This is a genomic window from Burkholderia cepacia complex sp. TUM26381 (genome assembly GCF_057439935.1).
On sequence record NZ_CM172007.1, the window covers coordinates 59,472 to 84,732 of the forward strand.

21 protein-coding genes are annotated in these 25,261 nt (G+C 68.6%); 19 read left to right on the forward strand and 2 right to left on the reverse strand.

Annotated elements, in window-relative coordinates; genetic code table 11:
- Window positions 1-13: 13 nt before the first annotated feature.
- From ACWMMN_RS17105 to ACWMMN_RS17160, 12 genes are all read left to right on the forward strand, one after another.
- Window positions 14-943, forward strand: coding sequence for a Gfo/Idh/MocA family protein (locus ACWMMN_RS17105; protein WP_059238386.1), 930 nt, complete (start codon window positions 14-16; stop codon window positions 941-943).
- Between the two features lie 86 nt (window positions 944-1,029).
- Entirely contained in the window at window positions 1,030-2,043 is a 1,014-nt protein-coding gene (locus ACWMMN_RS17110) for an arabinose ABC transporter substrate-binding protein (RefSeq protein WP_340625563.1), read from the forward strand.
- Between the two features lie 20 nt (window positions 2,044-2,063).
- Window positions 2,064-3,611, forward strand: coding sequence for an L-arabinose ABC transporter ATP-binding protein AraG (gene araG, locus ACWMMN_RS17115; protein ID WP_486423687.1), 1,548 nt, complete (start codon window positions 2,064-2,066; stop codon window positions 3,609-3,611).
- Between the two features lie 32 nt (window positions 3,612-3,643).
- Window positions 3,644-4,663: an L-arabinose ABC transporter permease AraH gene (gene araH / locus ACWMMN_RS17120; RefSeq protein ID WP_059238391.1), complete on the forward strand. Its 1,020-nt coding sequence runs from the start codon at window positions 3,644-3,646 to the stop codon at window positions 4,661-4,663.
- A gap of 51 nt (window positions 4,664-4,714) precedes the next feature.
- On the forward strand, window positions 4,715-5,617 hold the full coding sequence (locus ACWMMN_RS17125; RefSeq protein WP_486423688.1) for an SMP-30/gluconolactonase/LRE family protein: 903 nt from the start codon (window positions 4,715-4,717) through the stop codon (window positions 5,615-5,617).
- A 179-nt stretch (window positions 5,618-5,796) separates the two neighbouring features.
- Entirely contained in the window at window positions 5,797-6,300 is a 504-nt protein-coding gene (locus ACWMMN_RS17130) for a MarR family winged helix-turn-helix transcriptional regulator (RefSeq protein ID WP_059238396.1), read from the forward strand.
- Window positions 6,301-6,513: 213 nt separating this feature from the next.
- Window positions 6,514-7,344, forward strand: coding sequence for a p-hydroxycinnamoyl CoA hydratase/lyase (locus tag ACWMMN_RS17135; protein ID WP_486423689.1), 831 nt, complete (start codon window positions 6,514-6,516; stop codon window positions 7,342-7,344).
- Between the two features lie 58 nt (window positions 7,345-7,402).
- Window positions 7,403-8,851 (forward strand): aldehyde dehydrogenase, encoded by a 1,449-nt coding sequence (locus ACWMMN_RS17140; RefSeq protein ID WP_059238400.1) that lies wholly within the window; start codon window positions 7,403-7,405, stop codon window positions 8,849-8,851.
- Window positions 8,848-10,749: a feruloyl-CoA synthase gene (locus ACWMMN_RS17145; RefSeq protein ID WP_486423690.1), complete on the forward strand. Its 1,902-nt coding sequence runs from the start codon at window positions 8,848-8,850 to the stop codon at window positions 10,747-10,749. Before ACWMMN_RS17140 ends, ACWMMN_RS17145 begins: the two co-directional genes overlap by 4 nt.
- 214 nt (window positions 10,750-10,963) lie before the next feature.
- Window positions 10,964-12,169 carry a 3-(3-hydroxy-phenyl)propionate transporter MhpT gene (gene mhpT, locus ACWMMN_RS17150; RefSeq protein ID WP_174991690.1) on the forward strand — a complete coding sequence of 402 codons (1,206 nt, stop codon included), beginning with the start codon at window positions 10,964-10,966 and terminating at the stop codon, window positions 12,167-12,169.
- 67 nt (window positions 12,170-12,236) lie between these two features.
- Entirely contained in the window at window positions 12,237-13,385 is a 1,149-nt protein-coding gene (locus tag ACWMMN_RS17155; RefSeq protein ID WP_486423691.1) for a porin, read from the forward strand.
- Window positions 13,386-13,413: 28 nt separating this feature from the next.
- Window positions 13,414-15,138 carry a tannase/feruloyl esterase family alpha/beta hydrolase gene (locus tag ACWMMN_RS17160; protein WP_059238409.1) on the forward strand — a complete coding sequence of 575 codons (1,725 nt, stop codon included), beginning with the start codon at window positions 13,414-13,416 and terminating at the stop codon, window positions 15,136-15,138.
- Window positions 15,139-15,213: 75 nt separating this feature from the next.
- Here the strand turns inward: ACWMMN_RS17160 and ACWMMN_RS17165 are convergent, their stop codons facing one another.
- A complete protein-coding gene (locus tag ACWMMN_RS17165; protein ID WP_059238411.1) occupies window positions 15,214-15,690 on the reverse strand; it encodes an Lrp/AsnC family transcriptional regulator in 477 nt (158 codons plus the stop codon).
- Window positions 15,691-15,870: 180 nt separating this feature from the next.
- Here ACWMMN_RS17165 and ACWMMN_RS17170 point away from each other — a divergent pair, with 180 nt between their 5' ends.
- Window positions 15,871-17,103, forward strand: a complete 1,233-nt coding sequence (locus tag ACWMMN_RS17170; RefSeq protein WP_174991687.1) for a diaminopropionate ammonia-lyase — start codon at window positions 15,871-15,873, stop codon at window positions 17,101-17,103.
- Window positions 17,104-17,132: 29 nt separating this feature from the next.
- Entirely contained in the window at window positions 17,133-18,308 is a 1,176-nt protein-coding gene (locus ACWMMN_RS17175; RefSeq protein WP_174991686.1) for a M20 aminoacylase family protein, read from the forward strand.
- A gap of 25 nt (window positions 18,309-18,333) precedes the next feature.
- Here the strand turns inward: ACWMMN_RS17175 and ACWMMN_RS17180 are convergent, their stop codons facing one another.
- Window positions 18,334-19,047 (reverse strand): GntR family transcriptional regulator, encoded by a 714-nt coding sequence (locus tag ACWMMN_RS17180; protein ID WP_486423692.1) that lies wholly within the window; start codon window positions 19,045-19,047, stop codon window positions 18,334-18,336.
- Between the two features lie 172 nt (window positions 19,048-19,219).
- Between ACWMMN_RS17180 and ACWMMN_RS17185 the strand changes: the two genes are divergently transcribed.
- Genes ACWMMN_RS17185 through ACWMMN_RS17205 form a run of 5 tightly spaced genes read left to right on the forward strand, consistent with a single transcriptional unit; the run spans window position 19,220 to window position 25,258 of the window.
- Window positions 19,220-20,518 (forward strand): MFS transporter, encoded by a 1,299-nt coding sequence (locus ACWMMN_RS17185; RefSeq protein WP_059238417.1) that lies wholly within the window; start codon window positions 19,220-19,222, stop codon window positions 20,516-20,518.
- A 50-nt stretch (window positions 20,519-20,568) separates the two neighbouring features.
- Complete coding sequence (locus ACWMMN_RS17190) at window positions 20,569-21,297, forward strand: maleate cis-trans isomerase family protein (RefSeq protein WP_486423693.1); 729 nt, start codon at window positions 20,569-20,571, stop codon at window positions 21,295-21,297.
- Between the two features lie 10 nt (window positions 21,298-21,307).
- Window positions 21,308-22,720: a dihydropyrimidinase gene (hydA, locus tag ACWMMN_RS17195; protein ID WP_256087040.1), complete on the forward strand. Its 1,413-nt coding sequence runs from the start codon at window positions 21,308-21,310 to the stop codon at window positions 22,718-22,720.
- A 49-nt stretch (window positions 22,721-22,769) separates the two neighbouring features.
- Window positions 22,770-23,966 carry a serine hydrolase domain-containing protein gene (locus ACWMMN_RS17200; RefSeq protein WP_256087041.1) on the forward strand — a complete coding sequence of 399 codons (1,197 nt, stop codon included), beginning with the start codon at window positions 22,770-22,772 and terminating at the stop codon, window positions 23,964-23,966.
- A gap of 17 nt (window positions 23,967-23,983) precedes the next feature.
- Window positions 23,984-25,258, forward strand: a complete 1,275-nt coding sequence (locus ACWMMN_RS17205; RefSeq protein WP_486424114.1) for a serine hydrolase domain-containing protein — start codon at window positions 23,984-23,986, stop codon at window positions 25,256-25,258.
- Window positions 25,259-25,261: the final 3 nt, after the last annotated feature.

Here is a 25,261-nt window from a genome sequence, read left to right on the forward strand (position 1 = left end):
GGAGACACGCACGATGAGTGATCCGATTTCGCTGGGTGTCGTCGGGATCGGCAAGATCGCGCGCGACCAGCACCTGCCGGCGATCGCCGCCGAACCGGGCTTTGCGTTGACCGCGTGCGCGAGCCGCCACGCGGAAGTCGCGGGCGTCCGCAACTATCCCGATCTGCGCGCGCTGCTGGCGGCCGAGCGCGAGCTCGACGCGGTGTCGCTGTGCGCACCGCCGCAGGTGCGCTACGCGCAGGCACGCGCGGCGCTCGAAGCCGGCAAGCACGTGATGCTCGAGAAGCCGCCGGGCGCGACGCTCGGCGAAGTGGCGGCGCTGGACGCGCTGGCGCGCGAACGCGGCCTCACGTTGTTCGCGACCTGGCATTCGCGCTGCGCGAGTGCGGTCGAGCCCGCGCGTGCATGGCTCGCGACGCGCACGATCCGCGCGGTGCAGGTGCGCTGGAAGGAGGACGTGCGGCGCTGGCATCCGGGGCAGCAGTGGATCTGGGAGCCGGGCGGCCTCGGCGTGTTCGATCCGGGCATCAACGCGCTGTCGATCGTCACGCGAATCCTGCCGCGCGAACTCGTGCTGCGCGAAGCGACGCTGTTCGTGCCGGGCGATGTGCAGACGCCGATCGCGGCCGAACTCGATTGCGCGGATACCGGCGGCGTGCCGGTGCGCGCGGAATTCGACTGGCGGCACGGCCCCGTCGAGCAATGGGAGATCGCGGTCGATACGGCCGACGGCGTGCTCGCGATCAGCCGCGGCGGCGCGCAACTGTCGATTGCGGGCGAGCCGGTCGAGATCGGGCCCGAACGCGAGTATCCGGCGCTGTATGCGCACTTCCACGCGCTGATCGCGCGGGGCGAAAGCGACGTCGACGTGCGGCCGCTGCGGCTCGTCGCCGATGCGTTCCTGTTCGGTCGGCGCGTGCAGACCGACGCGTTCGGCCGCTGAACGTGCGCGCTTCGGCACGAAGCGCGCACGACGAATCTTTCCGGCACACCACGTCACGGCACAAGCCGACATAAAGGAGACACCGCATGAACCGCACGACTCACACGATTCGCCGCCATACGTTGCGCGCGCTGCTGGCCGCGCTCTGCATCGCGCCGCTCGGCATGCAGGGCGCCGCGCGCGCCGACGCGCCGCTGAAGATCGGCTTCCTCGTGAAGATGCCCGAGCAGGCATGGTTCATCAACGAGCAGAACGCGGCGTCCGCGCTTGGCCAGAAGGAGAATTTCTCGGTCGTGAAGATCGGCACGCCGGACGGCGAGAAGGTGCTGGCCGCGATCGACAACCTCGGTTCGCAGGGCGCGCAGGGCTTCGTGATCTGCGCGCCCGACGTGCGCCTCGGCCCGGCGATCGCCGCGCGCGCGAAGCGCTACAACATGAAGTTCGTGACGGTCGACGACCAGCTCGTCGATTCGACCGGCAAGCCGCTGACGAACGTGCCGCACCTCGGGATGTCGGCGACCAAGATCGGCAACCAGGTCGGCCAAGCGATCGCCGACGAGATGAAGCGGCGCGGCTGGAAGCCCGAGGAAGTCGGCGCGCTGCGGGTCACGAACTACGAGCTGCCGACCGCCAAGCTGCGCACCGACGGCGCGACGCAGGCGCTGCTCGCGAACGGCTTCCGCAAGGAGAACATCTTCGACGCGCCGCAGAAGACGACCGACGACGAAGGCGGTTTCAGCGCGGCCGCGCCCGTGCTCGCGCGCCATCCGAACGTGAAGAAATGGGTCGTCTACGCGCTGAACGAGGAGACCGTACTTGGCGCGGTGCGTGCGACCGAGCAACTGCACATCCCGTCGGCCGACGTGATCGGCGTCGGTATCAACGGCGCGGGCGAGGCGTTCGCCGAATTCCAGAAGAAGGAGCCGACCGGCTTCTACGGGACGATCGCGGTCAGCTCGACGAACCACGGCAAGGACAGCACGCAGAACCTCGTCGACTGGATCCGCAACGGCAAGACGCCGCCGGCCGACACGCAGACGAGCGGCAAGCTGATGACGCGCGCGAACTGGCAGGCCGTGCGTACCGAGCTCGGCATCTGAGCGCGCGAGGCGAGAAGGCGATGACGATGCAGACGATGACGGCCGTGTCCGGCAGCGACGCCGAGACGGCTACGCCGCCGGGCGGCCCGCTGCTCGCGCTCGACGGCATCACGGTGACGTTCCCGGGCGTGCGTGCGCTCGATGGCGTGTCGCTGTCGGTGCGCGCGGGTGAAGTGCACGGACTGATGGGCGAAAACGGCGCGGGCAAATCGACGCTGCTGAAGGTGCTGTCCGGCGTGAACCAGCCGCAGGCCGGCACGTTGACGCTGAACGGCGCCGTGCAGCGCTTCGCGTCGACACGCGCGGCGCTCGAGGCCGGCATCGCGATCATCTACCAGGAGCTGCATCTGGTGCCCGAGCTGACGGTCGCGGAGAACCTGATGCTCGGGCAACTGCCGAGCCGGCTCGGCGTGGTCGACGAGCGCACGCTCGCCGCGCGCGCACTCGATGCGCTGGAGCGGCTCGGCGAGCACATCGATCCGGGCATTCCGGTGAAGTACCTGTCGATCGGTCAGCGCCAGATGATCGAGATCGGCAAGGCGTTGATGCGCGACGCGCGCGTGATCGCGTTCGACGAACCGACGAGTTCGCTGTCGGCGCGCGAAACGACGCAGCTGTTCCGGATCATCCGTGCGCTGCGCGCGGAAGGCCGCGCGATCATCTACGTCACGCACCGGATGGAAGAGGTCTATGAACTGTGCGACCGCGTGACCGTGTTCCGCGACGGCCGGCGCATCGACACGTTCGATTCCGCGACCGGTCTCGATCGCGACCGGCTGATCGGCTGCATGGTCGGCCGCTCGATTGCAGACGTATACGGCTACCGGCCGCGCACGGCCGGCGACGTGCTGATCGAGGCGAAGGGGCTGGCCGGGCCCGGGCTGGCCGAGCCCGTGTCGTTCACCGCGCGGCGCGGCGAGATCGTCGGCTTCTTCGGGCTCGTCGGCGCGGGCCGCTCCGAGCTGATGAAGCTGCTGTACGGCGCGGTGCGCCCGAGTGCGGGGCACGTCGAGCTGAACGGAAAGCGCGTCGCATTCGGAAGCCCGCGCGACGCGGTGCGCGCCGGCATCGCGCTGTGCCCGGAAGACCGCAAGCAGGAAGGCATCGTCGCGATTGCGTCGGTGGCCGACAACCTGAACATCAGCGCGCGCCGCCATTTCAGCCCGGCGCGCATGCTGCTCGACGGGCGACGCGAACGCGAACTCGCGCAACGCTACATCGAGCGGCTCGCGATCAAGACCCGCGACGGCGATACGCCGATCGGCGCGCTGTCCGGTGGCAACCAGCAGAAGGTCGTGCTCGCGCGCTGGCTGGCCGAGCGCATCGACGTGTTCCTGATGGACGAGCCGACGCGCGGCATCGACGTCGGCGCGCGCGCGGAAATCTACAACCTGTTCTACGAACTCGCGGAAGCGGGCCGCACGGTGATTCTCGTGTCGAGCGATCTGGCCGAGGTGATCGGCGTGTCGGATCGCATCGTCGTGATGAAGGAAGGACGGATCGCGGGCGAGGTCGCGAAGGCGCACGCGACGCCCGATGCGCTGATCAAGCTCGCGCTGCCGCGCTAGCGGCGTGCTGCAACAACCGGAACGCATACGACATGAGCCAGGCCATGCAACCCCAACGTACTACCCCGTCCCCCGATGCCGCCGCCGTGCCCGCACGCGCGCGCAGCGGCGTGTGGCAACTGATCAACCGCTCCGGCATCGTGATGGTGTTTGTCGTGCTGTTCGCGACGCTGTCGCTGACGGTGCCGGACTTCCTCACGCCGCGCAACATCCAGGGCCTGCTGCTGTCGGTCACGCTGATCGGCTCGATCGCGGTGACGATGATGTTCGTGCTCGCGCTCGGCGAGGTCGACCTGTCGGTCGCATCGATCGTCGCGTTCTCGGGTGTCGTCGCGTCGACGCTGATCACGGCGACGCACAGCGTGCTGTTCGGCACCGCGGCCGGCGTGCTCGCGGGCGGCGCGGTCGGGCTCGTGAACGGCGTGCTGATCGCGCGCTACCGGATCAATTCGCTGATCGTCACGCTCGCGATGATGGAAGTCGTGCGCGGGCTCGCGTTCATCACGTCGAACGGCGATGCGGTGATGATCTCCGAGGAGCGCTTCTTCGAACTCGGGTCGGGTTCGTTCCTCGGCATCTCCTATCCGATCTGGAGCAACATCGTCGGCTTCGTCGTGTTCGGCTTCCTGTTGCGCAAGACGGTGTTCGGCAAGAACGTGCTGGCCGTCGGCGGCAACGGCGAGGCCGCGCTGCTCGCGGGGCTGCCGGTGATGCGCATCAAGATCGCCGTGTTCGTGCTGCAGGGGCTCGTGACGGGCTTCGCGGGCGTGATGCTCGCGTCGCGGATGAGCCTCGGCGATCCGAAGACGTCGGTCGGCCTCGAACTCGGCGTGATCTCCGCATGCGTGCTCGGCGGCGTGTCGCTGACGGGCGGCGTCGCGACGATCTCCGGCGTGCTGGTCGGCGTGCTGATCATGGGGGCGGTGCAGGACGCGATGAGCCTGCTGAACGTGCCGACCTTTTACCAATATCTGATACGCGGCGGAATTCTGTTGCTCGCGGTGCTGTTCGACCAGTATCGTCGCAACCAGCGGCGCGCGATGAAGATCTGACCGGCAGCGCGGCCGCCCGCGAACGCGACAGATCAGATATCGGGAGACGGCATGCAACAGACTCATCCGGCCGCGTCGGCGACGCTGCTGGCCGACAGCCGCAACACGCTCGGCGAGGGCGCGACGTGGTGCGACAGGGCACACGCGCTGTACTGGGTGGACATCGAAGGCGCGCAACTGTGGCGCTGCCGCGCGGACGGTTCCGGCCTGACACCGTGGGCGATGCCCGAGCGGCTCGCGTGCTTCGCGCTGACCGACGATCCCGATGTGCTGCTCGTCGGGCTCGCGACCCATCTCGCGTTCTTCGACCTGCGCAGCGGCGCGTTCACGCGGATCGTCGACGTCGAGCCTGATCTGCCGACGCGCCTGAACGACGGGCGCTGCGATCCGTCCGGCGCGTTCGTGTTCGGGATGAAGGACGAAGGCGCCGAGCCGCCGCGCGCGGTCGGCGGGTTCTACCGGCTCAACGCCGACCTGACGCTCGAACGGCTCGCGTTGCCGCCGGCGGCGATCGCGAACAGCATCGCGTTCTCGCCGGACGGGGCGAAGATGACTTTCTGCGATTCGCTCGTGCGCGAGATTTTCGTGTGCGATTACTGCGCGGGCGGCGACGTGGCCAACGTGCGGCCGTTCGCGCGGTTGACCGATGCGGACGGCGACCCGGACGGCGCCACGATGGACTGCGACGGCGGGCTGTGGAACGCGCAGTGGGGCGGCCGGCGCGTGGTGCGCTACGGGCCGGACGGCGTCGAGACGGATCGTGTGGCCGTGCCGACCGCACAGCCGAGCTGCGTGGCGCTCGACGGCGAAGGCCGGTTGTACGTGACGAGTGCGCGGGTCGGGTTGAGCGACGATGCGCTTGCGAGCGATGCCGATGCCGGCGGCGTGTTCGTCGCCCGGACGCGCTACGCAGGGTTGCCGACCGCGCGGTTCGCCGGCACGCCGCGCGGCTGATCGCGGATTCACGCAAGGGATCCCGTTCATGGGATGCCGCCGACGCTGCGCACTGTGCACTCAGGTCCGCAGTCCACTGCGGATGCGTGAGCGGCACCGACGCCGTCCGGCTGCCGGAACACCCCGTTCGTCCCTCGACCTGCTGGTAAGATGGCCCGCAATCCCATCCTGCCCGCGCCATGAGCTCCACCCCGACCAAGCCCGCGAACCCGAAGCACGCCGCGACGAACACTACCCGCGTGACGGGCGACAAGCCGAAGGCGCGCGTGCCGCAGCGCATGACCTACGTGATCGGCGGCCTCGACCGGCTGCTGCGTCGCCACATGACCGACGCGCTCGCGCCGCTCGGCATCACGCTCGCGCAATACACGGCGCTGTCGGTGCTCGAGGCACGCGGCACGTCGTCGAACGCGCAACTGGCCGAGCGCTCGCTCATCACGCCGCAATCGGCGAACGAAGTGATGAGCGTGATGGCCGCGCGCGGCTTCGTCACGCGCGAAGCCGACCCGTCGCACGGCCGCATCATCCTGCTCACGCTGACCGACGCAGGCGCGGCGATGCTGCGCGAATGCGAAACCGTGCTGCGTCCGCTCGAGACGCGGATGCTCGGCGACCTCTCCGCCGACGATGCCGCGCACGTGCAGCGCGCCCTCGAACTGTTCGCGCGCAACCTGCGCGGCTGATCGCTTCCTGAAGTTTCCCGGCGCGGGCCGTCCGGCCCGCTTCCGCGGCCAGTGCCGGTCGCGACTTCTTTCCCCATTTCCGCCGCTTTCCGCTCCGGGTTTACACCGCCACTCGTGCCGCTTGCAATATCAGGTAGCCTGATATTAAATGAAGCCGTCCGCAGCAGGAATGCTGCGCACCGAATCGCACAGGAACGAACGACAGGAACAGACATGAGCAAGTACGACAACCGCTGGCAGACCGTGGACGTGAACGTGGAGGCCGGCATCGCATGGGTGACGCTGAACCGTCCGGACAAGCGCAATGCAATGAGCCCGACGTTGAACCGGGAGATGCTGGAAGTCCTCGACGCGGTCGAGTTCGACGATGAGGCGAAGGTACTGGTGCTGACCGGCGCGGGCGGCGCGTGGACGGCCGGCATGGACCTGAAGGAATATTTCCGCGAGATCGACGGCGGCTCCGACGCGCTGCAGGAAAAGGTGCGCCGCGACGCATCGGAATGGCAATGGCGCCGCCTGCGGATGTACAACAAGCCGACGATCGCGATGGTGAACGGGTGGTGCTTCGGCGGCGGGTTCTCGCCGCTCGTCGCGTGCGACCTCGCGATCGCCGCGGACGAAGCGGTGTTCGGGCTGTCGGAGATCAACTGGGGCATCCCGCCCGGCAACCTCGTCAGCAAGGCGATGGCGGACACGGTCGGGCATCGTCGCGCGCTGCACTACATCATGACCGGCGACACGTTCACCGGCGTGGACGCGGCGGAAATGGGCCTCGTGAACAGCAGCGTGCCGCTGGCCGGCCTGCGCGACGAGACGATCGCGCTCGCCGCGCGGCTGATGGACAAGAACCCGGTCGTGCTGCGCGCGGCGAAGCACGGCTTCAAGCGTTCGCGTGAACTCACGTGGGAGCAGTGCGAGGATTACCTGTATGCGAAGCTCGACCAGGCGCAGCTGCGCGATCCGGAGCGCGGCCGCGAGCAAGGGCTGAAGCAGTTCCTCGACGACAAGACGATCAAGCCGGGCCTGCAGGCGTACAAGCGCTGATACGAGCGCGGACGAACCGCCCACGCAACCGCAAGAGACAGGCAAGGCAGGAGACGACATGACCGACAGACGGATGCTGATCGCCGGCGAGTGGTGCACCGCCCGCGACGGCGGGACCTTCGACCGATTCAACCCCGCGACCGGCGCGCTCGCGTCGCGCGCGCCGGCGGCCGGCGTGGCCGACGCCGACGCGGCGATCGACGCCGCGCACCGCGCGTTCCCCGCGTGGGCGGCGCTCGCGCCGACCGAGCGGCGCCGCCGGCTGCTGAAGGCGGCCGACCTGATGGACGCGCGCATCGACGAGATCGTCGCGACGGGCGTCGCCGAAACGGGCGCGACGCCGGGCTGGCTCGGCTTCAACGTGACGCTCGCGGCGAACATGCTGCGCGAGGCCGCGTCGATGACGACGCAGATCGCCGGCGACGTGATCCCGTCCGACGTGCCCGGCAATCTCGCGCTCGCGATGCGCGTGCCGTGCGGCGTCGTGCTCGGCATCGCGCCGTGGAACGCACCGGTGATTCTCGGCACGCGTGCGCTCGCGATGCCGCTCGCATGCGGCAACACGGTCGTGCTGAAGGCATCCGAAGCGTGCCCCGGCGTGCACGCGCTGATCGGCGCGGTGCTGGACGAGGCGGGGCTCGGTGCGGGCGTCGTCAACGTGATTACTCATGCGGCGGCCGATGCCCCCGAACTCGTCGAGCGGATGATCGCGCATCCGCACGTGAAGCGGATCAACTTCACCGGGTCGACGCACGTCGGGCGCATCATCGCGCGCCACGCGGCGGCGCACCTGAAACCCGTGCTGCTCGAACTCGGCGGCAAGGCGCCGGTGCTCGTGCTCGACGACGCCGATCTCGATGCGGCCGTCGACGCGATCGCGTTCGGCGCGTTCTTCAACCAGGGGCAAATCTGCATGTCGACCGAACGCGTGATCGCCGCGCGGGCGATCGCCGATGCGCTCGTCGAACGCCTCGCCGCGAAGGCGCGCACGCTCGTCGCGGGCGATCCGCTCGCAGGCCATCCGCTCGGCACGATGGTCGACGCGGCCGCCGCCGCGCGCGCGGCGTCGCTCGTCGAGGACGCTCGCGCGCATGGCGCGCAGTTGCCGCTCGGCTGCCGCGTCGAAGGTGCGACGATGCAGCCGGCGATCGTCGACGGCGTGACGCGCGACATGCGCCTGTATCGCGAGGAATCGTTCGCGCCGGTTGTCGCGATCCTGCGCGCGGACAGCGACGACGAAGCGGTCGCGCTCGCGAACGACAGCGAGTTCGGGCTGTCGGCGAGCGTGTTCAGCCGCGATGTCGCACGTGCGATGGCGGTCGCGCGCCGGATCGACTCGGGGATCTGCCACATCAACGGCCCGACCGTGCACGACGAAGCGCAGATGCCGTTCGGCGGCACGAAGGCGAGCGGCTACGGCCGCTTCGGCAGCCGCGCGTCGATCGCCGAATTCACCGAGCTGCGCTGGATCACCGTGCAGACCACGCCGCGTCACTACCCGATATGAGCGAGCCGACGATGAATGTTGCAACGCCCGCGAGCGGGCCGGTGAACGACACGGGCGGCGTGCGCTATCGCGCGGCGGCCGTTGCCGTCGGTGCGGCCGAGATTCGTCGCGCGGATAACGGCGCGTGGTACCTGCGCTCGCGCGAACCGCTCGGCGACTACCCGACGCGCCTGACCGACTGCCTCGTGCGCGGCGCACAGGCGCATCCCGACCGCGTGCTGGCCGCGCGGCGCGGCGCCGACGGTCGCTGGATCGAGATCACCTACGCGCAGATGCTCGAACGCGCCCGCGCGCTCGGCCAGGGCCTCGTCGATCTCGGCCTGTCGGCCGAGCGTCCGCTCGCGGTGCTGTCCGGCAACGATCTCGAGCATCTGCAGCTGATGTTCGCCGCGATGCTGGCCGGCGTGCCGTACTCGCCGATCTCGCCCGCGTATTCGCTGGTGTCGACCGACTACGGCAAGCTGCGTCACACGCTCGGCGTGCTGCGGCCGGGCGCGGTGTTCGTCGCCGAACGCGCGCCGTTCACGCGTGCGCTCGACGCGACGCTGCCGGCCGATGCGGCGCTGATCGTCGCGCACGATGCCGATGGCGATGCCGGAGCGCGCACGGTGCCGCTGTCGCGCCTGCTCGCCACCGTCCCGCGCACGATCGATGAAATCCACGCGGCGGTCGGCCCGGATCATCTCGCGAAGATCCTGTTCACGTCCGGTTCGACGAAGCAGCCGAAGGCCGTTCCGACCACGCACCGGATGCTGTGCAGCAACCAGCAGATGCTGCGCCAGACGATGCCGGAGCTGACGCGCGAGCCGCCGGTGCTGGTCGACTGGCTGCCGTGGAATCACACGTTCGGCGGCAGTCACAACCTCGGCATCGCGCTGTACAACGGCGGCACGCTGTACATCGACGACGGCCGCCCGGTTCCCGGCCGCTTCGACGAAACCGTGCGCAACCTGCGCGAGATTGCGCCGACCATCTACTTCAACGTGCCGAAGGGCTGGGAGGAGCTGACCGCCGCGCTCGAAAGCGACGCCGTGCTGCGCGACACGTTTTTCTCGCGCGTGAAGCTGTATTTCTTTGGCGGCGCGGGGCTGTCGCAGGCCGCGTGGGACCGGCTCGACCGCGTGACCGACGCGCATTGCGGCGAGCGCATCCGGATCATGGCCGGCCTCGGGATGACGGAGGCGTCGCCGTCGTGCCTGTTCACGACAGGGCCGCTGATGCGCGCCGGCTACATCGGGCTGCCCGCGCCCGGTTGCGACGCGAAGCTCGTGCCGTGCGGCGGCAAGCTCGAACTGCGTTTCAAGGGGCCGAACGTGATGCGCGGCTATTGGCACGCGGACGTCGATCCGCGCGATGTGTTCGACGACGAAGGCTATTACCGCAGCGGCGACGCGGGCGTGTTTGCCGATCCCGAGCGGCCGGAACTCGGGCTGCTGTTCGACGGCCGGCTGACCGAGGACTTCAAGCTGAGCAGCGGCACGTTCGTGAGCGTCGGGCCGTTGCGTGCGAACGCGGTATCGAGTGGCGCGCCGTACGTGCAGGACGTGGTCGTCACCGGGATCAATCGCGACGACATCGGCTTGCTGGTGTTTCCGCGTGTCGACGCGTGTCGTGCGCTGGCGGGGCTTGCAGCCGATGCACCGGTCGCCGACGTGCTGCGCGCGCCGGCCGTGCGCGCGGCGTTCGCGGCGTGGCTTGCCGCGCTGAACCGGCATGCGAGCGGCGGCTCGACATTCGTCGCGCGCATCCGGTTGATGGACGCGCTGCCGTCGCTCGATCTCGGCGAAGCGACCGACAAGGGTTCGCTGAACCAGGCGGCCGTGCAGAAGCATCGCGCGGCGACGATCGACGCGCTGTACGACCCGGCGCGGCACGATCCCGACGTGATTTACGCGTAAGCGGTTGGCAGGTACGAGCCGCTACAAGCAGGCGTAACGACCGGCTGGCCACGTGACCGGCAGGCATTCTTGCGGCCAGTGACTCAGGTTGCCTGATAAAGGCAGCCGTTTCGACGACACCTCGCGCACCGATCCGCCACTGGCCGGCGGCGGCGCGCGGCGGTTGTTGCACGGCCGACCGACTACAAGACAAGACATCGGATTTGGAGACAGCATGAACACTTACGTTGCCGAAAAACCCACGGTCGCGACCACGCTCGCGCTGTGTTTCGCGATCGCCCTCCTCGAAGGGCTCGACCTGCAGTCGGTCGGCGTCGCCGCACCGCGCATGGCGCGCGAATTCGGGCTCACCGTATCGCAGATGGGCATCGCGTTCAGCGCGGGCACCTTCGGGCTGCTGCCGGGCGCGATGCTTGGCGGCCGGCTCGCCGACCGGATCGGCCGCAAGCGCGTGCTGATCGCCTCGGCCGTGCTGTTCGGGCTGCTGTCGATCGCCACCGCGCAGGTGTCGACGTTCGCGATGCTCGTCGTCGTGCGCGTGCTGACCGGCATCGGGCTCGGCGGCGCGATGCCGAACCTGATCGCACTGTCGTCCGAAGCAGTCGAGCCGCGCTCGCGCAGCAGCGCGGTGGCGGCGATGTACTGCGGCATCCCGTTCGGCGGCGTGATCGCATCGCTGATCGGCGTGCTGCTCGCCGGCGACACCGAATGGCGGCACATCTTCTACGTCGGCGGCGCGGGGCCGCTGCTGCTCGTGCCGCTGCTGGTGGGGTTCCTGCCGGAGTCGCGTGCGTACCTCGACGTCGCCGGCACGCAGGCCGCGCGCGCGAGCGTCGCCCGCACGCTGTTCGGCGACGGCCGCACGACGTCGACGGTCGCGCTGTGGGTCAGCTACTTCTGCACGCTGATCGTCCTCTACTTCCTGCTGAACTGGCTGCCGTCGCTGATGGCCGCGCGCGGACTCGATCGCGAGCACGTCGGCCTCGTGCAGATCGCGTTCAACGTCGGCGCGGGGCTCGGCGCGCTCGGCATCGGCGCGGCGCTCGACCGGATGCGCGCGTCTCGCGTGGTCGGCGGCATGTATGTCGGCATCGTGCTGTCGCTTGCCGCGCTCGCAGCGGCGCCCGGCTTCGCGTCGCTCGCGGCGGCCGCGTTCGCGGCCGGGATGTTCGTGGTCGGCGGGCAGTCGGTGCTGTATGCGCTTGCGGCGATGTACTACCCGACCGCGATGCGCGGCACGGGCGTCGGCACGGCGGTGGCCGTCGGCCGCCTCGGTTCCGTCGTCGGGCCGCTTGCGGCCGCGACGCTGCTGGCCGCCGGCCGCAGCGCGCCGGTCGTGATCGGCGCGAGCATCCCCGTCACGCTCGTCGCGGCCGTTGCCGCGCTGCTGCTGATTCGCCGCCCGCAAGCCGGCGACTGACCTTTCCCGTTTCTTCAATGCGTGCCGTCAGAGCGCGCGATTACTCACGGTCTGGAGACACAACGAAATGAAGACGAAGACAAGGAACGGCCTGCTGGCCGCCGGCGCGTGCTGCGCGCTGGCCGCGCCGGCGGCGCACGCGCAATCGAGCGTGACGCTGTACGGGATCATCGATACGGGCGTCGAATTCGTGTCGCACGCAAACGCGGCCGGCGACCACGTGGTGCGCATGCCGGGCGTGACGGGCGAACTGCCGTCGCGCTGGGGGCTGCGCGGCACGGAGGATCTCGGCGGCGGCTATCAGGCGGTGTTCACGCTCGAAAGCGGCTTCAACGTGCGCGGCGGCGATCTCGGGCAGGGCGGCCGGCTGTTCGGGCGGCAGGCGTTCGTCGGGCTGAAGGGGGGCTTCGGCACGCTCGCGTTCGGCCGCCAGTACACGATGACCTATCTCGCGTTGCAGGGCGCGGACATCATCGGCCCCGACATCTACGGGCTCGGTTCGCTCGATGCCTATGTGCCGAACGGCCGCGCCGACAACGCGGTGACCTACGTCGGCACCTATCGCGGCGTGACGCTCGGCGCGGCCTATTCGTTCGGCCGGGACGGCGCGGGCACCGGCAACTCGCCGGGCCAAGGAACGTGCGCGGGGCAGGTGCCGGGCGACGCCACGCAGTGTCGCGACTGGTCGGTGATGCTCAAGTACGACAGCGCGTATTTCGGGGCGGCGGCGTCGTACGAGGAGCAACGCGGCGGCACCGGCGCGGCCGCGAACTTCTTCGACGGCATCGCGCCGGTCGCCTTCACGAGCAGCGGCGGCAAGGACGCGCGCACGCACGTGAGCGCCTACGCGCAGGCGGCGGGCGCGCGGATCGGCGCGGGCTGGATCGGGCGGCGCGTGTCGACCGGCTCGCCGGCCGCGGCTGGTGCGCATTCGGACCTGTTCTTCGTCGGCGCGTCGTATGCGGTGAAGCCCGATTTCGTCGTCGATGGCGAAGGCTACCGGATCGTCAACAGCGCGCACGACACGCGCGCGACGATGGCGACATTGCGCGCGACTTATCTGCTGACGAAGCGCACGGCCGTCTATGCGCAATCGTCGTATCTGTGGAACAGCGCGCATGCGCGCTACGCGGTCAGCGGCGGTGGGGCCGGCACGACGCCCGGCGAAGGGATGGGGCAGCTCGGCGCGATGGTCGGCGTGCGGCACATGTTCTGATCCGGCAGCCTGAAGAACGGGAGATATCTTGAACAGGAAATCTGCATTCCTCTGTATCGCGCCGCTGTCCGCGGCGGCCATGCTCGCCGGGTGCGGCGGCGACGATTCGGTCAACGCCGCGCCCACGCATCTGGGCGCCGCGACGCCGGCCGCGATGGCGCAGACCTGCGACGCGCTCGCCGCGAAGCTCGCGTATGCGAACACGTCGTTCACGTCGGTGACGACCGCAGCCGCCGGCGCGCTCACGGTAGCCGGCAAGCCGATCGCCGAGCACTGCGTGATCGAAGGGAAGATGAACGAGCGCGTGAGCACGGTGGACGGCAATACCTATGCGATCGGCTTCGAGATGCGTCTGCCGAAAGCATGGAACGGCCGCTTCTTCTACCAGGCGAACGGCGGGCTCGACGGCAACGTCGTGACCGCGACCGGCGAGATCGGCGGCGGCGGGCCGCTGAGCGATGCGCTGAACCTGGGTTTCGCCGTGATCAGTTCGGATTCCGGGCACAGTGCCGCACAGAATCCGCTGTTCGGCCTCGATCCGCAGGCTCGCATCGACTACGGTTATGGCGCGGTCGACGCGCTCACGCCGATGGCGAAGCAGGTGATCCGTCTTGCATACGGCAAAGCGCCCGACCGCAGCTATTTCGGCGGCTGCTCGAACGGCGGCCGTCACGCGATGGTCACGGCGGTGCGCAACCCGGCCGACTACGACGGCATCATCGTCGGCGATCCGGGTTTCCATCTGCCGAAGGCGGCGATCGGCGAGATGTACGGCGCGCAGCAGTTCGCGAAGATCGCGTCGGCGACGGGCACGAACGGGTTGCCGGATATCCGCAGCGGCTTCACCGATGCGGAGCGGCAGTTCGTCGGTGCGAAGATCCTCGACAAATGCGATGCGCTCGACGGTGCGGCCGACGGGATGGTGCAGGACGTCGCCGCATGCCAGGCGCATTTCAGCGTCGATACCGATATCCCGACCTGCGCGAACGGCGCGCGCACGGGCGCCTGCCTGACGCCCGCGCAGAAAACCGCGCTGGAGAACGTGTTCGCGGGTGCGCGCAACAGCGCGGGCACGGCGCTGTACGCGAGTTTTCCGTACGATCCGGGCGTGGCCGGCAGCGGCTGGGCTGCGTGGAAGCAGTCGAATTCGGTCACGCTCGATCCGGCCGCGATGGCGTTCACGTTCATGACGCCGCCGAAAACCGCCGCGACGCTCGCGAACCTGCCCGGTTTCGCGCTCGGCTTCGACATGGACAACGACGCGCCGGCCATCTTCGCGACGAACGGCGTGTACACGCAATCCGCGTGGTCGTTCATGACGCCGCCCGACGAGACGAACCTGTCCGCGCTGAAGTCGCGCGGCGCGAAGCTGATCGCGTATCACGGCACGGGCGACCCGGTGTTCTCGTTCAACGATACGCGCGACTGGTACGCGAACGTCGCGCAGGCGAACGGCGGCGACGCGTCGGATTTTGCGCGCTTCTATCCGGTGCCGGGGATGAACCATTGCTCGGGCGGGCCGGCGACCGACCAGTTCGACATGCTGACGCCGCTCGTCGCGTGGGTCGAGCAGGGGCAGGCGCCGGCCGCGATCGTCGCCGCCGCGCGCGACACGACGAACGCGGTGCCGAATGCCGATGTGCCCACGTCGTGGGGCACGGGCCGCACGCGGCCGCTGTGCCCGTATCCGCAGGTCGCGCGCTATAACGGCTCGGGCGACGCGAATGCGGCGGCGAGCTTCAGTTGTCGGTGAAGTAGCCGTCGATGGGAAGCGGCCGGCGCGAGCAGTGACGCGCCGGCCGAATCGTTCCTGCAAGCAGGCGCTCACTTACTCGCCGAGATCGACCGGCACGTCGAGCCCGACCTTCACGCGGCTCATGCTCACCAGCGTCTTGAACCGCTTCACGTTGTTGTTCGCGAAGAACAGCTCGCGCGTGAGCGCGTTGTACTGATCCATGTTGCGCACCGCGAGGATCAGCACGAAATCCCATTCCCCCGTCACGTAGTAGCACTGCTGGATCTGCGGGCAGCGCTCGAACGCGCGTTTCATTGCATCGAGCTGGCCGATCTGCTCGCTCTCGACCTCGACGTTCACGATGATCGTCAGCGGATGATCGACCTTGTCCGGCGCGATCACGGCCGTGTAGCGCTCGATCACGCCGTCTTCCGCGAGACGTTTCAGGCGCCGGTTCACGGCCGCGGTCGACAGGTTGACGCGCGCGCCGAGCTCGGCCTGCGGCGTTTGCGCGTCGCGCTGGAGTTCCATCAGCAGCTTGCGGTCGAACGCATCGAGTGGGGTCGTCATGATGGCGCGTGAAACCTCGAAAGAATGAGAAATTTTTGCGTTGAAGCCGTCGATTTGGCGATTTTATTGATCGGCCTGCGCAATATTATTTTTCCAACCGACGGCGAGCGCAACTGGCGCTTGCCCGATCCGACCTAACCGGCTGACCGCCCGCGCGGTCCTGCTCAGGAGCCTTCCGCCATGCTGATCGCCAACCCGCGCGCGTCGCGCACCGCTTACCCCCACGCGCTGCGCCGCGTGATGAACATCGCATCGGCCGACGAAAGCGGCGCATGGCTGTCGCACTGGCCGCTCGTCGGCAACGCGCGCACGCCGCTGCGTGCGCTGCCCGATCTCGCCGCGCGGCTCGGCGTCGCGAGCATCAGCGTGAAGGACGAGTCGTGCCGCTCGCCGCTCGGCAGCTTCAAGGCGCTTGGCGCGCCGATTGCGCTGGTGCGGCTCGTGAAGCGGCTGCGCCGTACGCAAGATCTCGATCCGCAAGGGCTCGTCACCGGCGCCTACGCGTCGGAGCTGGCCGACCTGACGGTGATCAGCGCGACGGACGGCAACCACGGCCGCGCGCTGGCCGCCGCCGCGCGCGCGATCGGCTGCGGGTGCGTGATCGTGCTGCACGCGAACGTCGACGCCGAGCGCGAACGCGCGATCTCGGCATACGGCGCCCGGATCGTGCGCATCGCGGGGAATTACGACGAATCGGTGGTCTGCGCGGCGCAACTCGCGCAGGCGAATGGCTGGTATGTGGTGTCGGATACGTCGTACGACGGCTACGAAGCGATTCCGCGCGACGTGATGCAGGGTTACGGCGTGATCGCCGCCGAAGCGGCCGCGCAGGCGGCGGAGGAAGACGGGCGGCCGTTCACGCACGTGTTCCTGCAGGGCGGTGTGGGCGGCCTCGCCGCGGGCGTCGCGAGTTACCTGTGGGAGCGCGACGGCGTGCAGCGGCCGCGCTTCGTCGTCGTCGAGCCGCGCCAGGCCGATTGCCTGTACCAGAGCGCGCTGGCCGGCCGCGCGACCAAGGCGACCGGCAGCGTCGATTCGGTGATGGCCGGGCTCGCGTGCGGCGAGGCGTCGCCGCTCGCATGGGATTTCCTCGAGATGTGCATCGACCACTTCATGCTGATCGACGACGAAGACGCGGTGCAGACGATGCGCTGCCTCGCGGCCGGCAGCGAACGCGACGTGCCGGTCGTCGCCGGCGAATCGGGTGCGGCCGGCGTGGCGGGCCTGGACGTGCTGATGCGTGATCCGGCGCTCGCGCGGCAGGTCGGGCTCGATGCGAACGCACGCGTGCTGGCGATCAATACGGAAGGCGCGACGGCGCCGTCCGTGTACCGGAACTGCGTCGGCGAGACGGCCGACGCGGTGCTCGCGCGGCAGCGCGACTGGCTGAACCGCGCGGCGGTGGCGGCCTGAACGACATGACGACCGACGAGGCGAACGCAATGGACGCAATCGAAGAAAGCACGTTGCAGGGGCAACTGAAGCGCTGGCGCCGCCATCTGCACCAGTATCCGGAAACGGGTTTCGAAGAAGTGAACACGTCGGATTACGTCGCGCGCATCCTGACGACGCTCGGGCTCGACGTGCATCGCGGGATCGGCGGCACGGGGCTGGTCGCGAACCTGACGGCCGGCACCGGCACGCGCGCGATCGGCATCCGCGCGGACATGGACGCGCTGAACATCGCCGAGCACGCGCCGGGCCGCGAACACGCGTCGCGCACGCCGGGCAAGATGCATGCGTGCGGGCACGACGGCCACATGTCGATGGTGCTCGGTGCCGCGCAGTTGCTGGCCGAGCGCAAGGATTTCGACGGCACCGTGCGCTTCATTTTCCAGCCGGCGGAAGAGCATGGCCGCGGCGCGAAGGCGATGATGGCCGACGGATTGTTCGAGCGCTTTCCGGTTGACGCGATTTTCGGCGCGCACAACATGCCCGGCATGCGTGCGGGCACGTTCTCGACGCGCGCGGGCGGCATCATGGCGAGCGAAGACAATTTCGTGATCCGGATCGACGGGCGCGGCACGCATGCGGCGCGGCCGCACATGGGCATCGATCCGATCGTGATCGGCTCGCAGATCGTGCTCGCGCTGCAGACGATCGTGTCGCGCAATCTCGACCCGGGCCAGCAGGCCGTGATCTCGTGCACGGAGTTCATCACCGACGGGCTGCGCAACGTGCTGCCGTCGACCGTGACGATCAAGGGCGATACGCGCAGCTATTCGCGCGACGTGCAGGGGTTGCTGGAAACGCGGATGCGCGAAATCAGCGAAGGGATCTGCCGCACGCACGGCGCGACCTGCACGTTCGAGTACACGCACGAGTTCGCGCCGACGGTGAATTCAGCGGAATGGGTCGACACGGCGGTGCAGGCCGCCGCGCAGATTGCGGGCGCCGACGCGGTGAACGCCGACGTGCAGCCGATGATGATCTCGGAGGATTTCGGCGCGTTCCTGCAGGCGGTGCCCGGCAATTTCGTGTTCATCGGCAACGGCGAAGCGGCTGGCCAAGGCGGCGTGCCGCTGCACAACGCGACGTACGATTTCAACGACGCGATTTTGCCGGCCGGCGCGCGGTATTTCGCGGAAGTGGCGCGGCGCGCGTTGCGGGCCGCGTAGCGGGTCGTCAGACAGCCTTGACGCTTCACGCGCCGGCCGACCGCTGCTCCGGCGCATCGGCCGTGCCGGTGCGGTCGAGGATGGCCAGCACCTCGCGTGCGGTGTTCTCCGAATGGCTGCGCAGCAGCTGCGGCAGCACCGCGTGGTCGGGGTCGGCGAGCGCGGCCATGATGTCGTCGTGTTCGTGCAGCGACTCGGCCCAGCGCAGCGTGTCGGTGTTCGCCGCACCGCGCGCACGGTGCACCTTCGACATCAGCGACGCATAGATGCCCGACAGCACGGGGTTGCCGGCCGCGTCGACGATCATCTGATGAATCTGCTGGTTCAGCCGGAAATACTCGACCCGCTTGCCCGCTTCGTGACACTCGACCATCTTCCGGTGCTTCGCCTGCAGCGCGGCGAGCGTCGACGTACCGATGCGCTTGCGCAGCAACTCGCCCGCCATCGCCTCCAGCCCGTGCAGCAGCTCGAACGTCGCGACCAGGTCGTCGAGGTCGATCGACGCGACGCGATAGCCGATGTACTGGCGATGCGTGACGGCGCCTTCCGCGACGAGCACCTTCAACGCTTCGCGCAGCGGCGTTTTCGACACGTCGAACGCGAGGCTGAGTTCCTTTTCGTCGATCCGCGCGCCGGGCGGCAATTCGCCCTCGTCGATCATCACGCGCAGGCGCGCGGCGATCTCGGCGGCCATGCCGCGCGTGCGCAGAAGCAGGGGATTGCGGGGTGTCTGGCTCATGATGGTGCGAGCTTATCACGATATCGGGGCTTACCCTGCACCAACATTGTGATATAAGAATCTCAATCAAACCAAGTGTTTACGATAACGGTAATTATAAATTTCTAATTCTATACTCGGCTCCACGTTGCGCGACGTCCTGACCATCCTCGTTCACTCCTGGAGTCCGTCCATGTCTTCAACCTCCGGTGTCGCCGCCCTGACGGTCGGTAAATCCGCTGTTCGCTGGAAGATATTCGTCGTCATGCTGAGCCTCATCGCGATCAACTACGTCGATCGCGCGTCGTTGTCCGTCGCCATGCCTTACATCTCGCAGGAGTTCAATATCGGGCCCGCGATGGAGGGCCTGATCCTCAGTTCGTTCTTCTGGACCTATGCGGTGATGCAGATCCCGGGCGGGATGCTGGCCGACCGGTTCAAGCCGCGCATCGTGATCGCGACGGCGACCGTGTTCTGGGGCTTCTTCCAGGCGATCGCCGCGCTGTGCACGAACGCGCCGTCGCTGCTGCTCACGCGCCTCGGCCTCGGCGCGGCCGAAGCGCCGATCTACCCGGCCGGCGGCAAGCTCAACGCGATCTGGATGACGCAGACCGAGCGCGGCCGCGGCGCCACGCTGCTCGATGGCGGCGCGCCGCTCGGCGCGGCACTGGGCGCGGTGCTGATCGCGGGGCTCATCGCGGTGCTCGGCTCGTGGCGGCTCGCATTCGCGGTGGCCGGCGTCGGCACCGTGCTGGCCGGGCTGCTCGCGTGGCACTACATCCGCAACTCGCCGCGCGAGCATCGGGGCGTCAACGACCTCGAAGCCGACTACATCGAGGCGTCGCATGCGAGCGATCTCGCGGCCGAGCCGGCCGGCGCGTCGGGCCGTTCGCGCGACTTCTTCAAGTACCGCTCGGTGTGGTGCATGTTCTTCGGCTGGATGTGCTTCAACAGCGTGTTCTACGGGCTGCTCACGTGGATGCCGAACTACCTGCACAAGGTGCACGGCTTCGACATCAAGCAGATGGGCGGCTCGACCTTCATCATCTTTTTCAGCGGCTTCGTCGGCGAACTGCTCGGCGGCTGGATCGCCGACAAATGGAAGGCCGCGGGCGGCCGCCCGAACGTCGTGATGCGCACGCTGTTCGGCATCGCCGCGGTGATCGCCACGGTGTCGATCTTCTCGGTCGCGTATGTGAAGGACCCGGTCGTGTGCGTCGCGCTGCTGTCGTCGACGCTGTTCTTCCTGCGCTGGTGCGGGCTGTACTGGTGCATCCCGTCGTCGCTCGGCACGCGCAACAAGATCGGCTTCCTCGGCGGCCTGATGAACCTCGGCGGCAACATCGGCGGCGTCACCGTGCCGATCGCCGTCGGGGCGATCGTGCAGTTCACCGGTTCCTATTTCCTTGCGCTGATGGTGTTCGCGGCGGCTGGCGTCGGCCTGCTCGTGTGCTCCAGCGCGATCGACTACGAAAACAAGCTCCCCGTCTGACCGACCCCTTTCACTGCATCGACTGCATTCACCGGTAGAGAGAAACCATCATGAAAAAACGTACGTTGCTCGGCATGCTCACCCCGTCCTCCAACACGTCGCTCGAACCGCTGACGAGCGCAATGGTCGCGGGCCTGCCGGGCGTGTCCGCGCACTTCGCGCGCTTTCCGGTTACCGAGATCTCGCTGACGGGCCAGGCGCTCGGCCAGTTCGACGACGACAAGATCATCCAGGCCGCGATGCTGCTCGCCGATGCGAAGGTCGACGTGATCGCGTGGAACGGCACGTCGTCGGGCTGGCTCGGCTTCGAAGCCGACGAGCGGCTGTGCGAGCGGATCACCGCGGCGACCGGCATTCCGGCCACCACGTCGGTGCTCGCGCTCAACGAGATCCTGAAGAAGACGAGCGCGCACGAGTTCGGCCTCGTCACGCCGTACCTCGACGACGTGCAGACGAAGATCGTCGACAACTATCGCCGTTCCGGGCTGAACTGCATTGCCGAGCGCCACCTGAACCTGAAGGTCAATTTCTCGTTCTCCGAAGTGACGGGCGACGAGATCGGCAACATGGTGCGCGAAGTCGCGGCGGCCGGCCCGCGCGCGATCTCGATCTTCTGCACGAACCTGAACGCCGCGCACCTGGTGCCGGCGCTCGAGGAGGAAATGGGCATCCCGATCTACGACACGATCTCGACCGTCGTGTGGAAATCGCTGCAGCTTGCCGACTACGACACGCGGCAGGTGAAGGGCTGGGGCCGTCTATTCGACGAAGTGATCTGAGGCGCGCGCCATGTCGAACGATCTCGATTTCGTGATCCGTCACGCCGACGTCGTGACGGCGGCGGACCGGTTCTCGTGCGACATCGGCATCCGCGCGGGGCGCGTGGCCATGCTCGGCCACGGGCTGCCGCGCGCGCCGCGCGAGCTCGATGCAAGCGGGATGCTCGTGATGCCGGGCGGCGTCGATGCGCATTGCCACCTCGATCAGCCGATGCCCGACGGGCTGCGGATGGCCGACGATTTCCTGTCCGGCACGCGCTCGGCGCTGTGCGGCGGCACGACGACCGTGATCCCGTTCGCCGCGCAGGCGAAGGGGCAGTCGCTGCAGGCCGCCGTCGACGACTATCACCGGCGCGCCGAAGGGCGCGCGCTGGTCGACTACGGCTTTCACCTGATCGTTGCCGATCCGACGCCGCACGTGCTGGCCGAGGAGCTGCCGCGGCTGATCGCGAACGGCTATACGTCGTTCAAGGTGTACATGACCTACGACGACCTGAAGCTGAACGACCGGCAGATGCTCGACGTGCTGTCGGTCGCGCGCGAGCACGGTGCGCTCGTGATGGTGCATGCGGAGAATTCCGACTGCATCGGCTGGCTCACCGAGCGGCTGCTCGGCGACGGTCGCGTTGCGCCGCATTTCCATGCGCACGCGCGCCCGGCCGTGGTCGAACGCGAGGCGACGCACCGCGCGATCGCGTTCGCGGAACTTGTCGACGTGCCGATCCTGATCGTGCACGTGTCGGGCGCCGAGGCGATCGAGCAGATCCGCTGGGGGCAGTCGCGCGGGTTGCCGATTCTCGCCGAAACGTGCCCGCAATACCTGTATCTGACGGCCGCCGATCTCGGCCACGACGATCATGGCTATGAAGGCGCAAAGTGCGTATGCAGCCCGCCGCCGCGCGATCCGGCGAACCAGCAGGCCGTGTGGAAGGCGCTGAAGCAGGGCGTATTCTCGGTGTTCTCGTCCGACCACGCGCCGTTCAACTACGACGATCCGTGCGGCAAGCATCCGGGCGGGCAGGCCGTCTCGTTCGACCATATCCCGAACGGGATTCCGGGGCTCGAGACGCGGCTGCCGCTGCTGTTCGACGGCGTGCGTCACGGGCGGCTGTCGCTGCACCAGTTCGTCGAGCTGACGTCGCTGCGGCCCGCGAAGCTGTACGGGCTGTATCCGCGCAAGGGAACGATCGCGGTCGGCGCCGATGCGGACATCGTCGTGTGGGATCCGGACAAGCGGGTGCGGATCGCGAATGCGTCGCTGCATCATGCCGTCGACTACACGCCGTATGAAGGCATCGACGTGACGGGCTGGCCGCGCCATTGCCTGTCGCGCGGCGAATTGCTGGTCGAGGACGGTCGGCTGCTCGCGGCCGAGCCCGGGCGCGGGCAGTTCGTGCCGGCCGGCAAGCCGTGCCTCGATTGAAGTGAAGGCCCGCGCGATGGCGCGGGCGCAGGATTCGACAGGAGCAGTGATGAGCGTTTCCCACGCAATGCGCGGTATCGCGGCAGCAGCCGTCGTCGCCGGTTCGTGCGGCGGCCCGGCGCTGGCCGCAGGCGGCGCGCCGCAGGACATGCCGAGCGTCGTGCCCGAATCGGCCGGCGTCGATTCGGCGCCGCTCGTGCGGCTGTCGGCCTGGCTTCGCCACGACCGGATGGACGTGCGCAGCCTCGTCGTCGTGAAGGACGGCAAGATCGTGTTCGAGCGCTACGGCGACGGCCTCACGCGCGACCACAACTACGAGCTGTATTCGGTGACGAAGACGATTACCGCGCTGCTCGCCGGCATTCTCGACGGCGAAGGCAAGCTCGGCCCGTCGACGAAGGTCGCGCCGTTGATCGCGGCCGCGCGGCCCGATCTCGCGAGCGAACTCGCGGACAAGCGGGACCTCGAGCTGCGGCACCTGATGTCGATGTCGAGCGGGCTGCGCTACACGACGCGCGAAGGCACCGATCCGCTGTACTACGAAGCACCCGACCGGTTGAAAGTCGCCGTGACGAGCCGCGCGGCGCAGCCGCCCGGCACGCGGTTCGACTATATCGACGTGAACCCGGTGCTGGTGGGCACGGCCGTGTCGATCGCCGCGCGCGAACGCGAGGACGAATTCGCGCGCCAGCGGCTGTTCGAGCCGCTCGGCTTCGCGCACTACCGCTGGAGCGGCGCCGACGGCACGGGCGCGGTGGCGGGCGGCTGGGGCTTGCGGCTGCGCGCGGTCGACATGGCGAAGCTCGGCATGCTGCTGCTCGACCACGGCCGGTGGAACGGCAAGCAGGTCGTGCCGGCTGGCTGGGTCCGGCAGATGACGACGCCGTCGCCGGCCGCGGACGATTACGGCTACTACTGCTGGATTCACCACGTGGTCGAGCACGGCACGCCCGAGTTCGGCGCGATGGGCTTCAAGGGGCAGTTCATCACGGTGCTGCCTGAACAGCGCGCGGTGGTCGTGATGACGAGCCTGCTGCCGACCGACGGCGGGCTGCGCGATGCGACCTACCTGAACCTGTATCGCCGGATGGTGAACGACTATATCTTGCCGGCGCTCACGCCGGCGCAGCCGCCGGTCGAGCGTGCAGCGACGACGCAGGCGCTGCGCGACGAGCTGGCGCGCAGCCGCGAGACGAAGGGCGTGCCCGGCACGGCCGCCGCGTTCAACGATGCACCGGAGATTTGATGAGGATGACGAACATGATGGCCAGCCCGGATGCGTGGCTCGATGCGCGGCGGCCCGGATCGCGCGCCGTGCCTTGCGTGCGCCGGCTGCTCGCGCGGCTTGCGACGATGCTGATCGGCAGCGGTGCGCTCGCGCCGGGGCCGGCGATCTCCGCGGCGCACGCGGCCGCTGCATGGCCGCCGCTGCAAGAAACGGGTATCGAAGCCGCCGCGCCGGAGGACGTCGGCGTCGATTCGCGCAAGCTCGTCGAGTTGTCGCGCTGGATCCGCGAGCAGAAGCTCGACGTGTACAGCCTGCTCGTCGTGAAGGACGGCAAGCTGATCTTCGAGCGCTACGGCGCCAAGGCGTCGCGCGATGCGACCTACGAGTTGTACTCGGTGACGAAGGCCGTGACGTCGCTCGTCGCGGGCGTCCTGGTCGATCAGCGCGCCGTGCGGCTCGACGAACCGGTCGCCGCGCGGCTCGCCGCATGGCGGCCCGATCTGGCCGGCGCGCTCGCGGACAAGCGCGATATCGCGCTGAAACACGTGCTGTCGATGTCGAGCGGCTTGCACTACGACTTCAGCCCGAAGGACGATCCAATCTATTACACGGCGCCCGACCGGCTGAAGCTCGCCGCGTCGGCCGCGCCGAAGGTGGCGCCCGGCACCGCGTTCGAGTACGCCGACGTGAACCCGATCCTCGCGGCGGCGATGTTGAGCGCGGCCGCCGGCGAGCCGGTCGAGCGCTACGCGCAGACGCACCTGTTCGGCCCGCTGGGCATGAAACGCGCGGCATGGGAGCGCGCGGATCGAACGGGGCTCGTATCGGCCGGCTGGGGCCTGCGGCTGCGCGCGGTCGATATGGCGAAGATCGGCATGCTCGTGCTCGACGGCGGCCGCTGGCAGGGGCGGCAGGTTGTCCCGCAGCAGTGGATTGCGGAGATGACGACACCGCGCGTGTCGCCGCACTTCGGCTACTACTGGTGGATCAACAACATCGTCGAGAGCGAGCCTGAGCTCGGCGCGATGGGCTTCAAGGGGCAATTCATCACGGTGCTGCCGAAGCGCAATGCGGTGGTCGTGATGACGGGTGTGCTGCCGGTGGAAGGCGGGTTGCGCGATGCGGAGAACGTGAAGCTGTTCCGCCGGATGGTCAACGGCTACATCCTGCCGGCGCTCGATGGCGCGGCTTCTTCGGTGCAGGCTTCAGGCGGCGATGCGCGCGCTGCGCTCACGCGCGAGCTTGACCTGAGTGCGCATGCCGAAGGCGTACCCGGCACACAGGTCGATCCGACGGATCTGCCGAAGTAGGTT